Source organism: Halogeometricum rufum, assembly GCF_900112175.1.
GTDB classification, from domain to species: domain Archaea; phylum Halobacteriota; class Halobacteria; order Halobacteriales; family Haloferacaceae; genus Halogeometricum; species Halogeometricum rufum.
Genome location: NZ_FOYT01000001.1, coordinates 1,540,720 through 1,559,094, shown reverse-complemented (window position 1 = coordinate 1,559,094; position 18,375 = coordinate 1,540,720). Strand labels below are relative to the sequence as shown.

Annotated in this window: 11 protein-coding genes; 10 read left to right on the top strand and 1 reads right to left on the bottom strand. The window is 69.0% G+C overall.

Annotated features, from left to right (window positions below; all coding sequences use genetic code 11):
• Positions 1-15: 15 nt before the first annotated feature.
• From BM310_RS08075 to BM310_RS08030, 10 genes are all read left to right on the top strand, one after another.
• Positions 16-1,632: an FtsZ/tubulin family protein gene (locus tag BM310_RS08075; protein WP_089806311.1), complete on the top strand. Its 1,617-nt coding sequence runs from the start codon at positions 16-18 to the stop codon at positions 1,630-1,632.
• A gap of 1 nt (position 1,633) precedes the next feature.
• Entirely contained in the window at positions 1,634-3,055 is a 1,422-nt protein-coding gene (locus tag BM310_RS08070) for a coiled-coil domain-containing protein (protein WP_089806309.1), read from the top strand.
• Between the two features lie 88 nt (positions 3,056-3,143).
• Positions 3,144-4,334, top strand: a complete 1,191-nt coding sequence (locus tag BM310_RS08065; protein ID WP_089806307.1) for an FtsZ/tubulin family protein — start codon at positions 3,144-3,146, stop codon at positions 4,332-4,334.
• On the top strand, positions 4,331-4,594 hold the full coding sequence (locus tag BM310_RS08060; protein ID WP_089806305.1) for a hypothetical protein: 264 nt from the start codon (positions 4,331-4,333) through the stop codon (positions 4,592-4,594). The genes BM310_RS08065 and BM310_RS08060 overlap by 4 nt, the downstream gene beginning before the upstream one ends.
• Positions 4,594-5,652, top strand: coding sequence for a hypothetical protein (locus BM310_RS08055; protein ID WP_089806303.1), 1,059 nt, complete (start codon positions 4,594-4,596; stop codon positions 5,650-5,652). Before BM310_RS08060 ends, BM310_RS08055 begins: the two co-directional genes overlap by 1 nt.
• Positions 5,649-7,745, top strand: a complete 2,097-nt coding sequence (locus BM310_RS08050; protein ID WP_089806301.1) for a hypothetical protein — start codon at positions 5,649-5,651, stop codon at positions 7,743-7,745. The genes BM310_RS08055 and BM310_RS08050 overlap by 4 nt, the downstream gene beginning before the upstream one ends.
• Positions 7,745-8,941, top strand: coding sequence for an FtsZ/tubulin family protein (locus BM310_RS08045; protein ID WP_089806299.1), 1,197 nt, complete (start codon positions 7,745-7,747; stop codon positions 8,939-8,941). The genes BM310_RS08050 and BM310_RS08045 overlap by 1 nt, the downstream gene beginning before the upstream one ends.
• A gap of 1 nt (position 8,942) precedes the next feature.
• The gene (locus tag BM310_RS08040; RefSeq protein WP_089806297.1) at positions 8,943-11,759 is read left to right on the top strand and encodes a carboxypeptidase-like regulatory domain-containing protein; all 2,817 of its coding nucleotides are present in this window, start codon (positions 8,943-8,945) and stop codon (positions 11,757-11,759) included.
• Positions 11,760-11,761: 2 nt separating this feature from the next.
• A complete protein-coding gene (locus tag BM310_RS08035) occupies positions 11,762-12,811 on the top strand; it encodes a hypothetical protein (protein ID WP_089806295.1) in 1,050 nt (349 codons plus the stop codon).
• Positions 12,804-15,533 (top strand): COG1361 family protein, encoded by a 2,730-nt coding sequence (locus BM310_RS08030; RefSeq protein WP_089806294.1) that lies wholly within the window; start codon positions 12,804-12,806, stop codon positions 15,531-15,533. Before BM310_RS08035 ends, BM310_RS08030 begins: the two co-directional genes overlap by 8 nt.
• Positions 15,534-15,591: 58 nt before the next feature.
• Here the strand turns inward: BM310_RS08030 and BM310_RS08025 are convergent, their stop codons facing one another.
• Positions 15,592-18,375, bottom strand: a complete 2,784-nt coding sequence (locus BM310_RS08025) for a PQQ-binding-like beta-propeller repeat protein (RefSeq protein ID WP_089806292.1) — start codon at positions 18,373-18,375, stop codon at positions 15,592-15,594.

Below are 18,375 nucleotides of genomic sequence, written 5' to 3'. Positions count from 1 at the left end.
ACACACTACTCAACGATGACTGAACGATGCAAGATATGCTACCGGACGGCCGCAGAGTGGGAGACAAACACGCTCGACGAGCACCTGGCGAACGCACACCGGGACGACCCGATGTCCGTCAAAGCGGTGTACGCCGAGGCGCACGACCGACTGTTCGACGACGACGGCGTCGTCGACGCCGACGTCGGGGGCGGTGACGACGACGAGGCACAGACGGACGAAGAAGCGGACGAGACGGCCGACGAACGGACCGCGCCGGACCTCGCGGACACGACCTACGGGAAGAAGTGGTACGTCATCGGTGTCGGGGGCGCCGGGAACAACATCGTGGACGCGATACTGCTCCGCCGACGGACGCTGGACGAACGCGACGCCGACCGGGCGTACATCTGGCAGGGCGGCCTCGCCGGCTACGGGATGTTGAACACCAACATCAGCGAACTCGAACAGACGTACTACGCGAGCGAGGTGAAACAGTACGTCCGGAACGACCTCCTGTCGAACACGCTCATCGGAATGGGGGGCCACGACGGAACCGGGATGGGGTACCGGTGGGACACGGGTGCGAAAGTCGTCGAGTACGACTTCGAGGGCGAAAAGAACGCGTTCCGCGACCGCTGGGACCTCCGCCCGCAGGAGATTCGCGACTCCCAGGCCGTGATGTTCGTCCACAGCGTGACGAAGGGAACCGGGTGCGGGTCGACGCCCGTCCTCGCGGAGAAACTCCGGGAGCACGTCCTGCCCGACGACACCATCGTCGGAAAGCCCGTCCTGAGTTCGGTCGTCCTCCCCTCGCAGGGCAGCGAACTCTCCCGACAGGGCGGTCGGCCGAAGACGAACGGCGTCGTCGGCCTCGCACGCCTCTCGCAAGCGGTCGACGCGGTGATACCGTTCACCAACGACCGACTGGAACGGGCCGAGGGCGACATCCACCCCGAGATAGCCGACCTGACGAAGTACAACCCGCCGCAGTACGCGAGCCTCAACCGACCGCTCGTCGCCTACCTCGAGGCGTTCACGCTAACCTCCACGCCGCAGTTGCTGAGTCAGGAACACGACATCCGCGCGAAGGGCGACGTGTTCGACGTGTCCGACAGTTTCCGTCCGGCTCAGGACAAGTACCCGGCGAGCATCCCGCTGGACGAGACGCCGGCCGTCGTCCTCGCGCCGGTCCTCGGCCGCCTCCGCGGCAGCGAGATGACGGAGTCGTCGCTGGACCTCCTCGTGCGAAACACGCTCCTCCAGAACAAACTCGCGGACTTCGACCCGTCGACGGCGTGGGGCGGGCAGTTCCTCGTCTACGGGCCGGACTCGAAGATGGAACGCATCCGCCGGCACGTCACCGACGGAACGATGCAGGAGATACTCAACCGCGAGGAGTTCCTCGACGGCGCGAACACCGACAGCGTCGAGACGGTGGACGTACAGATCAATCAGCTCTCCGTCCCGTACCTCGACGACGTCTACCTGTGGGGCGCGCTCTGGAACCCCGAGATGCCGGCGCTCGAATCGATGTACGAACACGCCCGCGACATCAAAGAAGGCGGCAGCAGACAAGGCGAGTCGCTCCGCGAGGTGTGGCCTCACGTCGAATCGCTGTTCGACTGCCTCGGCCGGGAGAACATGGCGTAACATGGCGGGGCCGTTACCGCTGGTGTTCGGCATCTTCGGCGGGGGCAGCGACGACGACGCGTCGATAGCGGCCGTCGCCGACAGACTGGACGCCCCCGCGAGCGAGGACGCCGTGCTCAGGGAACTCGACCACCTCTCGGAGGCGACGGACCGACTCGTCGCAGACGCGAGTCTCGACCGGTTACCCGGTACCGTCCGTCCCGACGATGGGCCGGTCCAAAAGGTCGAAGCGCTGGCGGAGGCGGTGGACCGCGGAACGCTGTCGTTCGAGGACGCGACCCGGTCCGGTCGGACGGCCGGCGCGCCGGCTCCGACGTCCGCGGACGTCGTCTCCCGCGTCGACGCGGGATCGCTGGCCTCCCCCGACGCGCAGCGTCTCCTCGATACGTTCGCCGCCTCGGGCGCCGACGCCGACGCCGCCGCACAGTCGCTCGAAACGGTCCTCCGCGACGCCGAGGCGGCACACGCCGTCGGAACGGCACTCGACTACGTCGGCGAGGGGGCGGGGGCGGACGTCGAGATGGCGCGCAAGCGACTGAGCGACGCCCCCGAAGCGGCGCTCGTCGAGGGCGTCGACCGGCTCTGCGAACGGGTAGTGGAGGCCGACCGGCGGGCCCGCGAGGCTGAGGAACGGTGCCGGGAACTGGAGCGTGCCATCGCCGACGCGACGGGCGAGACGGACCCCGAAGTCGACCCCGAACAGGCGCTCGCGGACATCGCCGACGGGGGGACGCCGACCGACGACGGCGCGGCGGACGCCGCGACGGCGGTGCGCCGCCGCCGCCGACCCCAGAGCGAACTCGCGCGGACGCTCCTCGACGCGTTCGCCGGCGACGACGACGACCCCGAACCGGTCCTCGAACGAGCGGTCGAGGCCATCGACGAGGCCGAGACGGTCCGCGGCCTCGTCGGGTCGGTAGACCCCGACGCCGTCGATGAACTCGCTGCCGGCGTCGAGACGGCGGCGTCGGCACACGACGGTCAAGTGGCCTCGAAGCTGACGGACCGCGTCGCGGAACTCCGCCGACTGCTCGACGGCGCACCCGAGACGAATCAGGTGACGCAGTACGCCGTACAGAACGAACTGCGGTTCTACGACCGACACCTGTTGCCAGCACTGTCTTCGGCGTCGGCATCGGCGGGGACGGGCGACGCCGCCGAACGCGTCGAATCGCTCGTCGAACGCCGACAGTCGGTGAGCGACCGGTGGATATCGGGGACGAGCGACTACAACCACAGCATCCCGCTGCACTTTCTCTCGCTCGTGGACTCGCTCCATCAGGAAGCTGAAACGGCGCTAAACGCCGGTGAGAGCGTTCGGGCGCGCGAAATCGCGGATGCGGGTGCGACGGTGCTCGACTACGTCGAGCAACTCTACGAACAGAACGAATACAGCGTGATGCTTCGCCGACTGCGAGGCTGACAACTGAATTGCATGTCAGCGGGTGCGAATACTACAGACTACGACATCTATTTATATAAGATTCCCTGTAGTTCGCGGTAGTTGACTTATGCCATACCTCTTTGTGGGGGCGGGACAGGCGGGGAGTGCAATCGTCGACGACGTGTTCGGTCACCGACGAATCTCTCGACTGGCGACGCCCTTAGTGTTCAATTCGACGATCCGAGACCTCCAGAACCTCTCGAACGTGGACCGTTCGGCGTGGTTCGGCGTCTCAGAGACCGACGGACTCGTTCGTGGGGAGACAGACGGGTTCGAATCGCGCGTCACGGGCGGGTTCGGGCGCGACCCGAAAGACGCCGACTCGGTGATGGAAGAGCGGAGCGACGAGGTGACGCGCGAGATACGGACCGTCCTGCAAGCGCAGGACGAACCGTTCTCGTACGTGTTCGTCTTCCTCGGACTCGGGGGCGGGACGGGGTGCGGAATCGCCCCGCACCTCGTCGAGTCCATCCGCGAGTCCACCGAGTCCGACGTGGACGTCATCGCCGTCGGCGTCTTGCCGAACACGACCGGCCCGGTCTCTGAGGGGGACGAACAGGTGTCGGCGCCGCGGCAGGCGTGGAACGCGCTGTACGGACTCGACCGTCTGGAGGACCACGTCGAGGGTATCGTCCTCGTCGACAACGAGCGACTGGCGTATCAGGACGCCGCCGAGAGTCGGTTCTCGGAGTACAACGAGTACGTCGCGTCCGCCATCGTCGATCTCGTCTCCGGGCCGGTGCTGGAACGGATCGACCCCAGCACGTACGACGACGTCGACGCGCAGGTGGTCGACATGAAAGACATCGTGACGACGCTCCGCCTCGGAAGCGACGGCGAGCGGACGGGGTACGCGACCATCGGCCGCGCCGTGACGATGACCCGGTCGCTCGCCGGCTATCTGCTCCCGTTCGTCGGCAAGCGAGCCGTCGACGGCGTGAACCTGCTCCACCAGTCGGTCAGCAAACAGACGCTCGCGGACGCGGACCCCACTCGCGCGCAGAAGGCGTTGGGCTCGGTTCGCGCTCCGGCGTCGTACGTCTCCGGCGACGACTACCGAATCAACGTCTCGGCGGTCGACCGCCAACTCAAGTCGTTCTGCGGGGAGGTCAACTACGGGATGACGTTCACCGAACGGAATCTCGCGTCATTCACGACGCTCCTAACGTACGACCGCTCCGACCTCGAACGACTGGACGCTATCGAGGAACACGCGGCGGAACACGACGAGACGCCCCGAGAGGAGGTCGCCGCGTGAGACGCCTCGCTGTTCTGGGCGCGTTGCTCGGCGGGACCGCCCTCGTCGTCGCCCTCTCGGGGCCTTCGACCGCGGCGGGCGACCCGGCGTCGATGGCCGAACTCGCCGAGAGCGTCCGGGGACTCCAACAGACCGTCGTCGCGGCGCGGGGACTCGAATCGAAGCCGCTTCGACCCGTCGTCACGGGCCTCGGAGTCGGCCTCGGCCTCGGTCTCTGCACCGGCGCGGCCGGGGCGTACGTCCGGCGGGTGAGAGGCTGATGTCGGTCGACGTTCGGCCGGCCGCGGTTCTCGCAGTCGTCCTCGTCCTCGCCGTGGGGTCGGTGACCGCGACGGCCGCCGCCGCGGACGCGTCGGTCGCCCCCGAGACGGCGTGTCGGGACGTGCAGGACACGCGCGTCGTCGCCGCCTTCTCGGACGGAACGAGGCTCCAGTCGGCCCAGCAGTTGTACGTGGGGACGGAGTTCGCCGTCTTCGTCTGCAGCGACGGCGCGGCGGAACTCCGCGAGACGGCGTGGACGCTGGACGAGTCGACGTCCGGGTTCGAGACGGTCGAGACGGACCGGTACTCCGCCCGGGTGCGCGTGACGGAGGCGAACGGCACGGTGTCGCTCGCGAAGGCGGTGCCGGAGAAAGAGGCGGACGGTCCGCGCTACACCGTCGCCGACGGTACCGGCGTCCGGACGCGGGTCGGCGACGACACGCGGACGCTCACGTTCCCCTCGGAGTCCGCGGCCGAGCGGTATCGCACCGCCGAAGCGCGGTACGTCGAGAGTGCGGATCGGTTGTCGAACGCGACGACGGCGGTTCGGGGGGCGACCGAGGCGCTCGGAACCGACTCGTTCGAGCCGGTGCACGCCGGGGCGTTAGACGCGTTCGAGTCGTCGCCGCTCGTGGAGCGTCACCGCGCCCTGGAGGCGGCGGTGTTCGAAGCTGGGGTCGGCGGGGACGACGACGCCGCCGAACTCCTCGTCGCCGTGAATCGGGGGCAGTCCGAGCGACTCGACGCCTCCCGGAGCGCCCTCGAGGCGTACCGCGGGGAACTGCGCGGTCGACTGAGCGGTGCGCGGACGGGGATTCTGCTGTCGCTCCTCGGCGGTGTCGTCGGGGGGCTGGTCTTCGGCGGCGGCGTCGGCTACAGGCTGGCGAATCGCGAACTGGAGAAGGTCGCGTACGACAAACAGCTGACCGCGACATCGAAGTACAGCGTCCGACAACTGGCGGTCCCGGTCGGCGTCGGTGCGTCCCTCGTCGTCGCGACCGTCGTCGGACTGGCGGTGTCGGGGTGGCTCGACGCGTTCGTGGAGGTGTTCTTATGAAATCACAGTACAAGACAGCGCTCGGTATCGGTGGACTCGTGGTCGGAACGGTCGTGGTGGGGCTGGGTCTCTTCCTCTACACGGGGTCACAACTCGGCGTCTACTTCATCTTCGGCGGTGCGCCCGTGGTGGCCATCTCCGCCGTCGCCGTCTACGTGCAACGACAGGTCCGGCCCTCGCAGGTCGACCAGGCGGACTTCGCCCGGCAGCGGGCCAACGGCGTCGCGGAGTCGATTCGGTCGTTCTGGAAGACGTACGACCGGTTGCGGGAGCGCTACCCCGAGTGGGAGGCCCGAACGACGGAGAACGACTTCTCGCAACTGCTGCGGAACGCGGAGAAGAACGGAATCGAGTTCGACCGCGAAGCCGGCCAGTACACGACCGGTGGCACCGGCGACGTGCGGGAACTGAACGCTCTCGAAGACGACGTCGAGGTGCTGGCGACGGTTCGAGACGAGTCGTTCGAGTCGTTCGCGCGCGACCGACTCGCCAGCGCCGACGCGCTCACCCCTCTCGTCGAACGGGACTTGGTATCGGAGTCGTCGGTGCGGACGCCCGACGCCGGCGAACTCGAATCGGTATCCGAGGCCGACGCTCCCGAACGCTACGACGAGTTACTGCAGACGTACGACCGGACCGCCCGGGCGGCCCTCGACGAGGCGCGAGCCGAGGTCGAACGCCTCGCCGAGGAACGCGGACTCGACCGCACGGTCGTCGCCGACGACCTCACCGAGGCCGAGGGCGCCGCGCAGTCCGGTGACTACGGACGGGCGGTCGACGCCACCGTCCGCGCACTCGGTCGCGTGGAGTCGGAACTCGCCGATGAGTTCGACGCCGACCGTCGGTCGGTCGAGGCCCTCCTGGACACGGTCGAGTCGTCCGTGGCCGACCAGTACGTCTCGCCGTCGTTGCTCGACGAGGTGGAGTCGGTCAGGCGGGAGGTCGAACAGGTCGATTCCGCCCTCGACGTCGACGTCCTCGAATCGCACGCGAGTACGCTTCAGGAGACCTGTACCGCGATGGTCGAGGAGATGCAGACGGAACTGGCCGACGACGTCGAGACGCTCTCGGACGCGCCGCCGTCGTTCACCACGATTCCCGACGCCGCCGGGACCGACCACGTGACCCGACTCGACTCGACGACGAACCTCGAAGCGTTCCGCCGAGCGTGGCTCTCGACGGTCGGTGACCTCTCGACCGGACTCGACACCACCGAACGGGACGCGGCCGTCGTCGAGGCGTACCCCGGCGTGGAAGACGAGATAGCCGACGCGCTTCGGGCGAACGGCGAGGTCACGCCGGCGGACGTCCCGGTTCGAGACGCCGGGCCGTTCTTCGAACTGTTCGCCGCACAGCACCCCGACGCGAGTTACGCACCGTCCGACGAGCGATTGACGACGGGCGGTGCCGGCGAGCGATACGCGCTCGACGTGCGGCCCCGGTTCGAGACGGGCGGCGACGAGCGGGAACTCCGCGTCGAAGTCGACGGGGCGAACTACGCCGAGGAGTCGTCCACGCGGACGCACCTCGTCGGACAGGTCGCGTTCGAATCCGTGCCGTACGGCGAGTACGACGTGACGGCGGACACGCCGGCTGAGGGCTACGTCGCCGAGTCGACGACCGTCTATCTCGACGACGATACGACCGTAGAGCTGACCGTCTCGGAGGCGTCGCTGGCAGAGCGAGTCTGCGACGGTCAGCAGTCCGCACTGCACGACGAACTGCCGGAGTTGGCCCCCGAACTCGACCGGAAACTGGACGAGGACGGCTACGTCGACCCGTCGATGTCGTTCCCGATCAGGGACGACTTCGTCCCGTGCCTGCTCGCCATGTGGGGCGAACAGTCCGACGGGCGGGCGTGTCTCGACGGCGGTGACGTCCTCGTCTTCGACGAGTCCAGACTGACGAACCGGCTGGAGAACATCCTGACACACAACCTCTCAAGCGGCGATTCGATGTCCTACGATACGATGCGTGAACGATACCTGACCGTACCGGCCTCCGACCAACTCCTCGAGGAACTCGTGACCGGCGTCCAGACGAACGTGGACGCCTCGTTCACGGTCGGACAATCGGAGGTGACGAAGCAGTAATGTCCCGCTCAGACACCTTCACCCGGTGGGCCGTCGTCTCGTCCGGCGAGGGCGGCGGCCGCGTGACGGCCGACTTCTTCGCGCGGACCGAGAACCCCGGCATCGACGACCGGATGATACTGCTGAACACGAACCGCGCGGACATCCGTAACACCATCGAGGGGTCGAACGTGCCCGAGACGCTGGCGGAGAAGGCGGTCATGTTCGGCTCCAAGCGCGGCGTCGGCAACTCGTTCGTCGACGGGCGGCAGTGCGCTCAGGAGGACATCGACGACATCGTCAGCCAGATAGAGAACGACGCCGGCAACGCCGACGCCTTCCTCTACCTGACGACGCTCGGCGGCGGGACGGGGAACGGGTCCATTCCGTACCTCGTCAACCAGTTCGGCGACCCGACCGACATCGACGACCAGCGAGCGTGGATGCGCGACGGCGTCCACATCACGTTCGGTATCTGGCCGTACTACAACGAGGCGATACAGCAGCAGTTCAACGCCGTCTGCGGGCTCTCTCGGCTCCTCTGTCGGGAGGACAACTCACAGAACGCGGACATGGTGCTCTTGGCGGCGAACTCCCACATCGAGGGCGACGACACCGTCGGCGGGAGCGGCGAGTACGAACTGGTGAACGAGCGAATCGTGGAGGCGGTCGACCTGCTCATCAGCGCCGGTCGGGAGACCCAACGCGTCATCGACGTGGAGGACTACGTCGCCCAGCCCTCGAACATCAGCGGCTACCACTTCACGCCCGCCGTCACCACCGACGAGAACTACCAGATTCGGTCGCTCGAACACATGTTCGACAGAGCGTCCGAGGCGACGTACGTTCCGATGGACGTCGAGACGTGCCGGGCCGCCTACGCCATCGTCCGCGCACCGGAGCACCTCGTCGGGGACGAACTCACGACGAACGACGTGAAGCAGGCGTTCGACTCCTGGAAGCGAAAGCACGGGCTCACCGGCACCGTCGGCATGGAGACGCTCACCCCGAAACGGGCGACGGGGAACGGCGTCGACGTCCTCCTGTTGCTCGGCGGCTTCGACCTGAACCCGCTCGTCGACCACGCGTGGGACCAGTACGAGAGCCACCGGGAGAACCTCGCTGCAGGGCGTCGTCTCGGAAACGAACGCATCCCGAAGGGGGAACTCGACACGATAGAAGAGAACCTTCGGCAGTACATGAAGGTCAACGAGTAACATGACCCGAGAGCGGACTCAGACGGCGACGGGCGCGGGCCGGCGGGTCGCGGTCGGACTCAGCGTCGTCGCGGCGATGCTCCTCGTCGCGTCGGCGTGCGCGGGCGTCGTCGCGGCCGAGGAGGCGACCGTCTCGACCGAGAACGGCGACCTCGTCGTGAAGACGAACGCCACCAACGAGTCGGCGATAACCGTCCGACTGGGACAGAAGACAGTCGAGCGACAGGTGCCGAACGACACGACAGGCGGCCGGGCGACGTACCGAATCGCGCCCGACCGGTTCCCCGACGGCGACCTCTCGAACGTCTCCGTTACGGTGAAACGCACGTCGAGCGGAACCCAACTGGCGCGCGAATCGCTCGACCTCAGGCACGCGCGACTCGGCCAGTCCCGAGGGTTCACGGTGTCCAACGGGACGGCCGAACTCAGACTCGAACTCGACCGTTCCGTCGGTCTCTCCGACGGCGACGAACTGACTGTCGTCGTCGGAACGACGAAGACCACCGCGACGGTTCGAAACGCCTCCGGGACGACGGTACTCGACGTGCCGAGGGCGGGGTATGGGCCGTCGCTGACGTCGACGGACGCGACCGTCCGACCCCCCGAGGGCGAGACGCCCCTTCGCGGGGAGCGGACGGTAAACCTCCTCGCCGCGGCGCGGGACGCGACGGCGGTCGAACGGACCGGCGCGGGCATCCACATCGACAGCCCCGCCATCAGGAACGGGACGACGTACGCCGTCGTCGTCCGATCGTCGGCCTCCGAGGGAGTGTTCAGACGCCCCGTCGAGGCGTCGGCCCCGGGCCGACTGACGGTCGAAGCGGCGAGTCTCGCGGCGGTGGGGGGCCTGAACGCGACGGTCAGAACGACCGACGGCGCCGTCGTCACGGCGGGGACGCCGACCGCGCAGACGGTCGGTGCGACGCTCACGGCGAACGGGACGGCGTTCACCGTCGACAGCGAGCGGTTCGCGGCCGCCGACTTCTCCTACCTCTGGATTCGCACGGACGACGGCGTCCGGCGACTGACGGACGTCGACGCCACCGACGGGACGGTGAACCTCTCCGGGACGGGGTACGCGCTCGAGGAGGGGGGCTACTACCAGCTACTTCTCGCGTTCGACGGCCGGCCGACGCTGCCCGTCACCATCGGTGAGGGCGGTTCGTACGGGTCGCTCACCGCCGCGCAGGCGGACGGCGGGGGCGGCGCGGGCGGCGACGGGTCGGCGTCGGGCGGACTCCTCCCGTCGTTCCCTTCCTCGGACATCGTCTTCGTCGTCTTCGTCGTCTTCGTGGTGGCTCTGGGTGTCCTCGCTGTCGTCTGGTTGCTCACCCGCGACACGAAGGGTCGGCCGGCGGGGGAACCCACGGCGCCGCCGACGGAACTCACGGTGAACGTTCGCGACAAGAAGCGCGGGGAACCGTACGACGGCCCGGTGAGACTCGTCGCGGAACCGCGGCGGAGCAGCGAGACCGTCCAGTCGCACGAACCCGCCCGGCGGAAGACCGAGCGGGTGGAAGGCGGCGAAGCGACGGTGTCGCTCGACGGCGGCGTCGACGACTGGGAAGTCACCGTCGACGCCGACAAGCAGCGCGGTCCGAGACACGTCTCGACGGCGTACCAAACGGAGAACTTGACGTTCGAGATACCGCCGTACGAGGTAGACGTCGTCGTCCGCGACGAGGCTACCGACGAACCGCTGTCGGACGTCGCTATCGACGTGGGCGAGGACGGGCGAACGGACCGACTGCGGACCGGCCCCGACGGGAGCGCCAGACTGGAACTCTCGCGGCAGGCCGACGGGGCGCGACTCGCAGTCGACCGGGACAGATACGAGTCGAAGGAGAAGGACGTCCCGCGCGAACGGTTCGCCGAAAGCCACGGCGAAGCGGTCACGTTCAGGCTCACGCCCGAACGCGGGCGCGTCTCGGCGTCGGTGTCCGTCGACGGCGTCCCTCGGCCGAACGTCGCCGTCGAACTCGACGCGCGCGACGAGTGGGCGCGGGACCGACTGGACGTCGCGCGGGCCACGACGGACGCGAACGGGCGCGTCTCGTTCGACGAGGTGCCCGTCGGTCGGTACCGGGTCACCGCGTCCGCCGACGCGCCGTGGTTCGACTGCTCGCCGTCTGACGTGACCGTCTCGGCGGCCGAGACCGCCGACGTGACGCTCGACGTGGCGTTCGTCTGGTCGCTCGACGACGGCCAGCGCGACCGGGCGAACGCGATACGGGACGGCGTCGACGACCTCACGTCCTCGCGGACGACCGACGTCGCAGTTCCGCGGTACTACGGCAGCGTGGTCGATTCGCTCCTCGACACCGTCGAACGACTCCCGAACTGCGGACGGCAGTTCGCGCGGACCGGTGCGTCGCCCGACCACGTGACCGACGCGGTGTTGGACCGCGCCGACGACCTGGTCGGCGTCGTCGACGACGCGATGACGACGAAACACAACGTCGACCTGTTCACCGCCTGCGCCGACATGCCCGACGCCCGCGTCGAGTGGGCCGACTCGTTCGAGGTGGACTACCTGTTCGAACTGGTCGGCCAACAGCGCGTCGAGCAGCGACGCGAGTTGCGGTCCCGGCTCCAGTCGGTCGACGAGCGGATAGACGGCGAACGGGGCGCGGTCTCCTCGATATACCCGGTGAGCGACACGTACGACGAGGTGAAACGACTCGTCGGGAGGGCGAAGGACGACGACGACGTCACCCACGCAGTCACCGTGTTCGCCGCCTGTGGCCTCCTCGACGCCGCGGAGGGCCTCTTCGACGAACCGGCGTTGAGAGAACGACTCGAACGGACGATGTTCTGACGATGAGAGAGATACCACAATCACACGACGACACCGACCGGCGCGGCGCGAGGCGGTACGGTCGAACCGCCCTCGTCGTCGTCGCCGCACTCCTGCTGACGGCGGCGCCGGTGAGCGGTGCCTTCGACGCGGGGACGGTCGAACAGCGAGTAGAACCACAGACGGCGGACGACTTCCTCGCCGAACTCCGGGGTTACGAGGAGGAACCCGCCCTGGAGGCGTACGGCGAACTCGAAGTGGTCCGCAGTCAAGCCGTGACGAGCACGCAGATAGGTGACCTCACCGACGCGGAGGCGCGACGGATGCGACTCGTCCTCGCGACCCTCGACTCGTTCGTCAGCGCTCACGGCCTCGCCGAGGACGGCGACTACGACGCGAGCATGTCGAAGGCCGCCGAGACGGCGACGGCGATAACCGACCTGCGGGAGACAGGGGGAAGCCGGTACGCCGACCTGGCGAGTCTCGCGCTGGACCGCTTCTACGAGCGACAGGGGTCGCGCCTGTTCGAACGGGCGCGAAACGCCGAATCGACTCCCGAACGCCTCTCGCTGCTCTCGAAGTCGGCGTCGGCGTTCAAGCGGGCGGGGGCGTCCCAGCGGTTCTCGGAGTTAGCCGTCAGAGAGAGCGACCTCCGCTCGACGTTCGAGGCGGACATTGCGACGTTCGACGCTGCGACGGCGCGTGCGTCGTCGTTCCTCGACGGCTGTTCGGGCTGTGAATCGCCGCTCGCGGCCGTGCGAGCGAACCCGTCCGGCGTGTACGCGCAGTACGTCGAAGCGCGGCGCGTCCATCGACACGCCTCGCAGGCCGCGGCGATAGCGGGCGAACACTCGCTGACCGACCGACGGGAGGCGGCGACGTCGCTCGCAGCCCGGAGCGAGACGGCGCTAGAGACGTTCACCGTCGGCAGCGCGTTGCTGTCGCTCGCGTACGCACTCGTCCTCGCGGGCGCCGCCGCACTCGTCGGTCACCGCGTCGGACTGTGGGGTCGAGACGCCCGCGCAGCGCGCGTGGGCGAAATCGTTCCGGTCGTGGGGTGGGACGATGCGTAAGTCCGGCCTGCTGGCCGCTCTCGTGGCACTCGTCGTCGTCCTCGGGTCGGTCCCGTCGACGGCAGTCGCCGCGTCGGGGTCAGTCGAACTCGACGAGGCTCTCGACGACCAAGCGGAGTCCGACACGCTGTCGTTCACGTTCACCGCCGGTTCGAACGCGACGGTGACGGCGACAGAGTCGATGCGTCTGGACGGGGGCAACGTCTACTTCACCTTCGACGAGTGGGAACGGACCGACGGCGGCGGGAGCGGTGGGAGCCAGTCCTGGCAGGTGGTGGACGGCGGCACGTACCGCGTCAGTTACCACGCGACGGCAGAGTCCGGCGCGTCGGAGGGGACTCACTCGGCGACGGCCCGGGTCGAGACGCAGTCCGGCGGCTACGTCGCCAGCGAGAGCCTGTCGCTGTCGGTCGACGTGCGCTCTCCCCGGATGGGCGAGGTGCGGACGGACCAGACGACGGTCACATTCACGGACGACGACGCCCAGAGTGAGCGCGTCTCCGCCGAGATATCCAACGAGGGACGAGGCGTGATGAAGCCGACGGAGGTCACGTTCTCCGGCGTTCCGGACGGGTTCGACGTGGGCGGTGTGAGCCTCCCGAACCGAGTCGCCGGCGACAGCACCGACGGGATGAACTTCGACGTGACCGTCGATTCGTCCGTCGACGAGGGGACGTACGAGTTCTCCGCGACGCTGACCGACAACCTCGGGCACTCCGACCAGTTCCCCGTCAGCGTGACGGTGCGCAAGCCGGCCGTCGCGGAGGCGGCCACGAACACCGTCGACGTCGGCGACATCCTCGTCGGCCAGTCGTCGACGAGGACGTTCACCGTCAGAGAGGCGGCCGGGTTCTCCGGACTCGACGGCGTCTCCGGCGAAATCGTCGGCGTCGAGGCTGACGGCCGACTCTCGCTGTCGGGTCTGGCGTACGTCGAGACCGGCCCCGGCGGAGAGGACACCGCGGAGATGACCGTCTTGGCGGGCGACGGCGCCGACCAGCACGAGACGCTGTCGTGGGACGTCAAACTCACCGCCGACGACCGAGGGAGTCCGACGAAGACGTTCGACGTGGAGGCGCGCGTCATCTACCCCGCGAAACTCGGCGAGGTGACGGCGCCGGACACGGAGATACTGTTCGACCGGCCGAAGTCGGAGGTGGCCAGCCACACCGAGACGTCGACTGTCGAGTTCAGCAACACGGGTGACCTGCGGATGGACGTCGAGTCCGTGACGGCGACGACCGACACCGAACTCGTCGACGTCTCCGTCAGCGACGAACCGTCGTCGGTCGCCGGCCTCGGCACCGGGAGCGCCACGCTCGAATACAGCGCGGCCCCGGACGCGCCCGAGGGAACCTACGAGGTCACCGTGACCGTCCGGACGGCGTCGGCGGGGGAGAAGACCGTCACCCGAGCGGTCTCCGTCGACCACGGCGTCGAACTCGACGTCGAACGGAACGACGTCGAGTTCGGCGAGACGGTGGTGACGAAGGAGCGAACCGAGAGCCTGCGGGTCTCGGAACTCCTCGAGTACGAGCGCGTGGACGACGTGACGCTCGAGAAGGTGTCCGGGCCCGACCGGTGGCTGACGGTCGCCGAACGGCCGCCGAACGCGTTCGAACCCGGCGAGCGAGCACCGCTCGTGTTCGCCCTCCAGTTCGACACGCAGGCCGAACTGTACCGGTCGTACAACTGGACGTTCGTGCTGTCCGGGTCGGGCGTCGAGTCCGAGCGAATTACGGTGCGCGCGACCACGAAACCGTACTCGTTCGACCGTATCACCGAACCCCTGCGCGAGCAGTCCTCCGAGAGCGGATGGCGCGGGACCGTCGCCGGAGAGATGTCGACGTCGCTCGACCGTATCGAGTCGCGGCTGCAGTCGGGCGAGTCCGTCCCCAGCGACGACCTCTCGGCCGGCCTCGCGGCGGGACGCGGCACGCAGTTGTTCATCGAGTCGGCCGCCGCGGCCGGAGACGCCCAGTCCGCGGGGAACTACTCGGCGGCGCAGACGGCTATCGTTCGCGCCGCCGCCGCGCATCGATCCATGCGCGCGTACGTCGACGACCTGACCGCGCCGGAGGTCAGCCGACCGGCCGAAGACGCCGTCACTGCGGGCGACGAACGCCTCGGAGAACTGGTCGCCGAACAGGAGCGACACTACCGAGAGACGCTGGCAGCCGAGGACGCCACCACTATCGAACGCGCGCGAGCGAAGCGGAGTCTCGGAACCCTCGCGGCCGCCAGCGGCGAATCTGAGCGCGCCGAGCAGTTGCGGACCGAGGCCGACGCGGCGTTCGACACGTACCTCGAACAGGTGCGGAACGCGAGTGCGACCCGGCGGGACGCGCGCGACGTGCGCGCCGCCGTCGAAGCGAACGCCACGTTCGTCCTGTTCGACTACGGCGTCGTGTTGAACCCCGCCCGGTTCGACGCGGTCACCGACCGGACAGACAGGGCACTCAGCCACTACGAGCGGGCGCGGACGGAGTTCACCGCCGCGGGTGCGACCGAGGAGGCGAGTCGGACACGCGCCGAACAAGCGGCCGCGCGGCAGTCGCTCCGGGTGACCGAGTACACGCTGTACGGGTCGCTCGCCCTGTACGGACTCGTCGCGCTCGGACTCCTCGTCACCGTCGCTCGCAGACTGTACGCCTACGTGCAGGACGCGCGGACGGCGTCGAGCGGCGACTTCCTCGTCGCTTCGTCCCCGGCCGACGCCTGAGAGTCGAGGCGACGCGGGCGACGAAAAACAGTCTCGCGCTCCGACCGCAGTTCTCGCGCTACTCCTCTCGTGCCGTCGTGACGAGAACGACCGGACGCAACGCCGGGTCGTCGCGACGTCCGGACGCGGCGAGCGACCCGTCGACGGATTCGACGACGACGGACTCGCTCGCCGTCTCGTCGGCAGTTTCGGTGGTCACGTCGACGGGGAGGCGGAGTTCGTCCGCGTCCGCGTCGACGTCGACTCGGTGCGTGAACGACTCGCCCGATTCGACCGACTCGAACGATTCGGGACCGTAGTAGAGGTAATCGTCGGGCGCCGCGCCCGTCGCCTCCACCGTCACGGCGTCGAGCGTGGCGTCCCCCTCGTTGGTGAACCGGAGGACGACTTCACCGTAGCCGTCGGCGATATCCGTCTCGGGCGCGACGGCCGCCGACAGGTCGACGGTTCGCCCCGGACGCTCCCGGCGCGCGACCAGCGTTTCGAAGTACGCCGTCGCGTCGGGGTCGTCTGCGGGCGCGTGTTCGACCGCCGCGCGGACGGCGTCGTCGGGTATCGAGTCGGTCATCGAGACCGAGCGGTCGACCGTCTCGCCGGGGTCGACGACCTCGTCGATGGTCTCCCCGTTACGCGCCCCCCGGACGGCGATTTGGGTCACTATCCGCGGCCGGTCGCCGGTGTTCTCGACGACGACGTCGAGCGTCGACGCGCCGACGGGCGCCCACAGACGGATCAACAGGGGGTTCGGATCCACGGGAACGCTCGCGGCCCCGAACGATTCGACCCGCTCGTCGCCGTCTGTTACGACGCCCCCGGCCAGCGTGAGTTCGTCGCGTCCCCACGCGGCGTGGCGGCGCGTGACTCTCGTCGCCGCTCCCGGGTCCAGCGAGTCGAGTTCGACCCGCTCGGACGGCGTCTCGTCGGTCGCTTCGAACCGAACGACCGGCGCGACGGGTCGGTCGCTGTGGTTCTCCACGGTGAGCCGTTCGACGAACGCGGTTCCGGCCGTCGCCGTGTCCCCGAACGACCGTTCGACGTCCACCGAAGCGGGGACGTTCCCGGCCGACGCGTCGCCCTCGCCGCTCCCGGCCGGGAGTGCCGGTTCCGAGGCGGGACCCGCCCGCGTCCGTTCCCGAGCGCCGGACGGTTCCGACGCGCCGGTCCGTCGCAGCGGGTCGACCGCGAGACCGGAGACACGGACGCGGCGTCGGTCCACGGACGCGGAGACGCCGTCGAGCGACGCGGTCACCTCGAACGCCCGTTCGTCGGCCGACGTCCCCGGAGCGGGATACGCGAGGACGAACGTCCCTCGCGGGGGAATCTCGACCGGGCGGGTCGCCCCGGCGGCGGGGAACGGGTCGGCCTCGACGCTCCCCGAAACCTCGACGCGGAGGACGTCCTCGAACCGCGTGTCCGTCTCGTTCACGACGCGCACGTCGAACCAGCCGTCGTCGCGGCCGCGGACCGAGACGACCGGTTCGTCCAGGTCGGACTCGACCGACGCCTCGACGTCGACGTTCTGCCCGACGACGGAGAGGCGGTCGACGGGGAGCGACCGCCGGACGGTGAACGTCTCCGTCCGACCGGGTGGAACCGTCGCCGTCCCCCGAGAACCGACTCCGACCCGGGTGAGCGGTTCGTGCGAGTCGTTCCGGACCATCACCTCGACCGACGCTCCGCCCTCCGAGACGTCGCGAACGACGGCGTCGGCTGTCACGGGGTCGCCCGACAGTTCCGACACTTCGAACGTCGTTTCGGCGGCCCGTTCGCCGTCGAGCGTGACGCGCGCGTCCACGGACTGGCGGCCGGACTCGACGGCGACGACGTCTACCTGCCGGTCGCTCCGTTCGCCCGGGTCGAGCGTAACGTCGAACGCCGTCGTTCCCACCGTGGCCCCGTCGGCGTCCACGGCCACCGTCGCAACGGCGCGTTCGTCGCCCTCGTTCTGTATCGTCACCGTGAGTTCCTCGCCCGGGACGAGGTGGTCGTCGTCGAACGCGACCGAGAGGTCGGCGGCGGCGCCCGCCGCGCGGTACGCGACGAGCGTCCCGTTCCGAACGACGCAGACGGTACTCCCGTCGGCCGCGACGGCGTGCGCCGACCCCGACCGGTCGTGGACGGCTTCGACAGTCCCGTCGGGTTCGATGGCTCCGATGGCGTCCTCGTCGTCGAGGACGGCCGCGACCCACTCGTCGCCGCTCTCGGCGACCCACGAGACGTCCGCGCGGTGTTCCCACGCCACCTCGCCCTCGGCGTCCAGACAGACCAGACGGCCGTCCTTCGTCGAGACGAGTATCCGGTCGTCGCCGAGCGACGAGACGGACTCCGCCGCGCCGTCGATGGACGTCTCGGCGACCGTCTCCCCTCGGTCGTCGAGGACGGTGACGAACGACCAACTCGCGAGCACGACGCTGTCGCCGAGGCAGGTGACGTTCGGCGCGCCGGCGACGTCGCGGTGGGGTTGGGGGACGCGAAACCGTTCCGTCCCGACGTCGGCGTCGAGGCCGACCAGTTCGCCCTCGCTCGTCGCGACGACGACGAACGTGCCCGCCGGGTCGGCCGTCAGTTCCTGCGCGTCCGCGACGTCCACCCGCCACGTGACCGCACCACCGCGCGAGACTGCGGTGACGTCCGACTCACAGAGACAGTACGTCCGCGTTCGGTCCGCGGCGAGTGCGCTGACGGGCGCGTCCAGTTCGACGGCGACGTGACCGTCGGTGTCGACGAGTTCGACTCGCTCTCCGTCGGTGACCGCGGCGTAGTCGGGGCCCGACGCCGTCGCCACGACGTCGCCCACCTCGAACGCGTGCGACCGCACGTACCGGTGGTGTTCGGCGGCCAT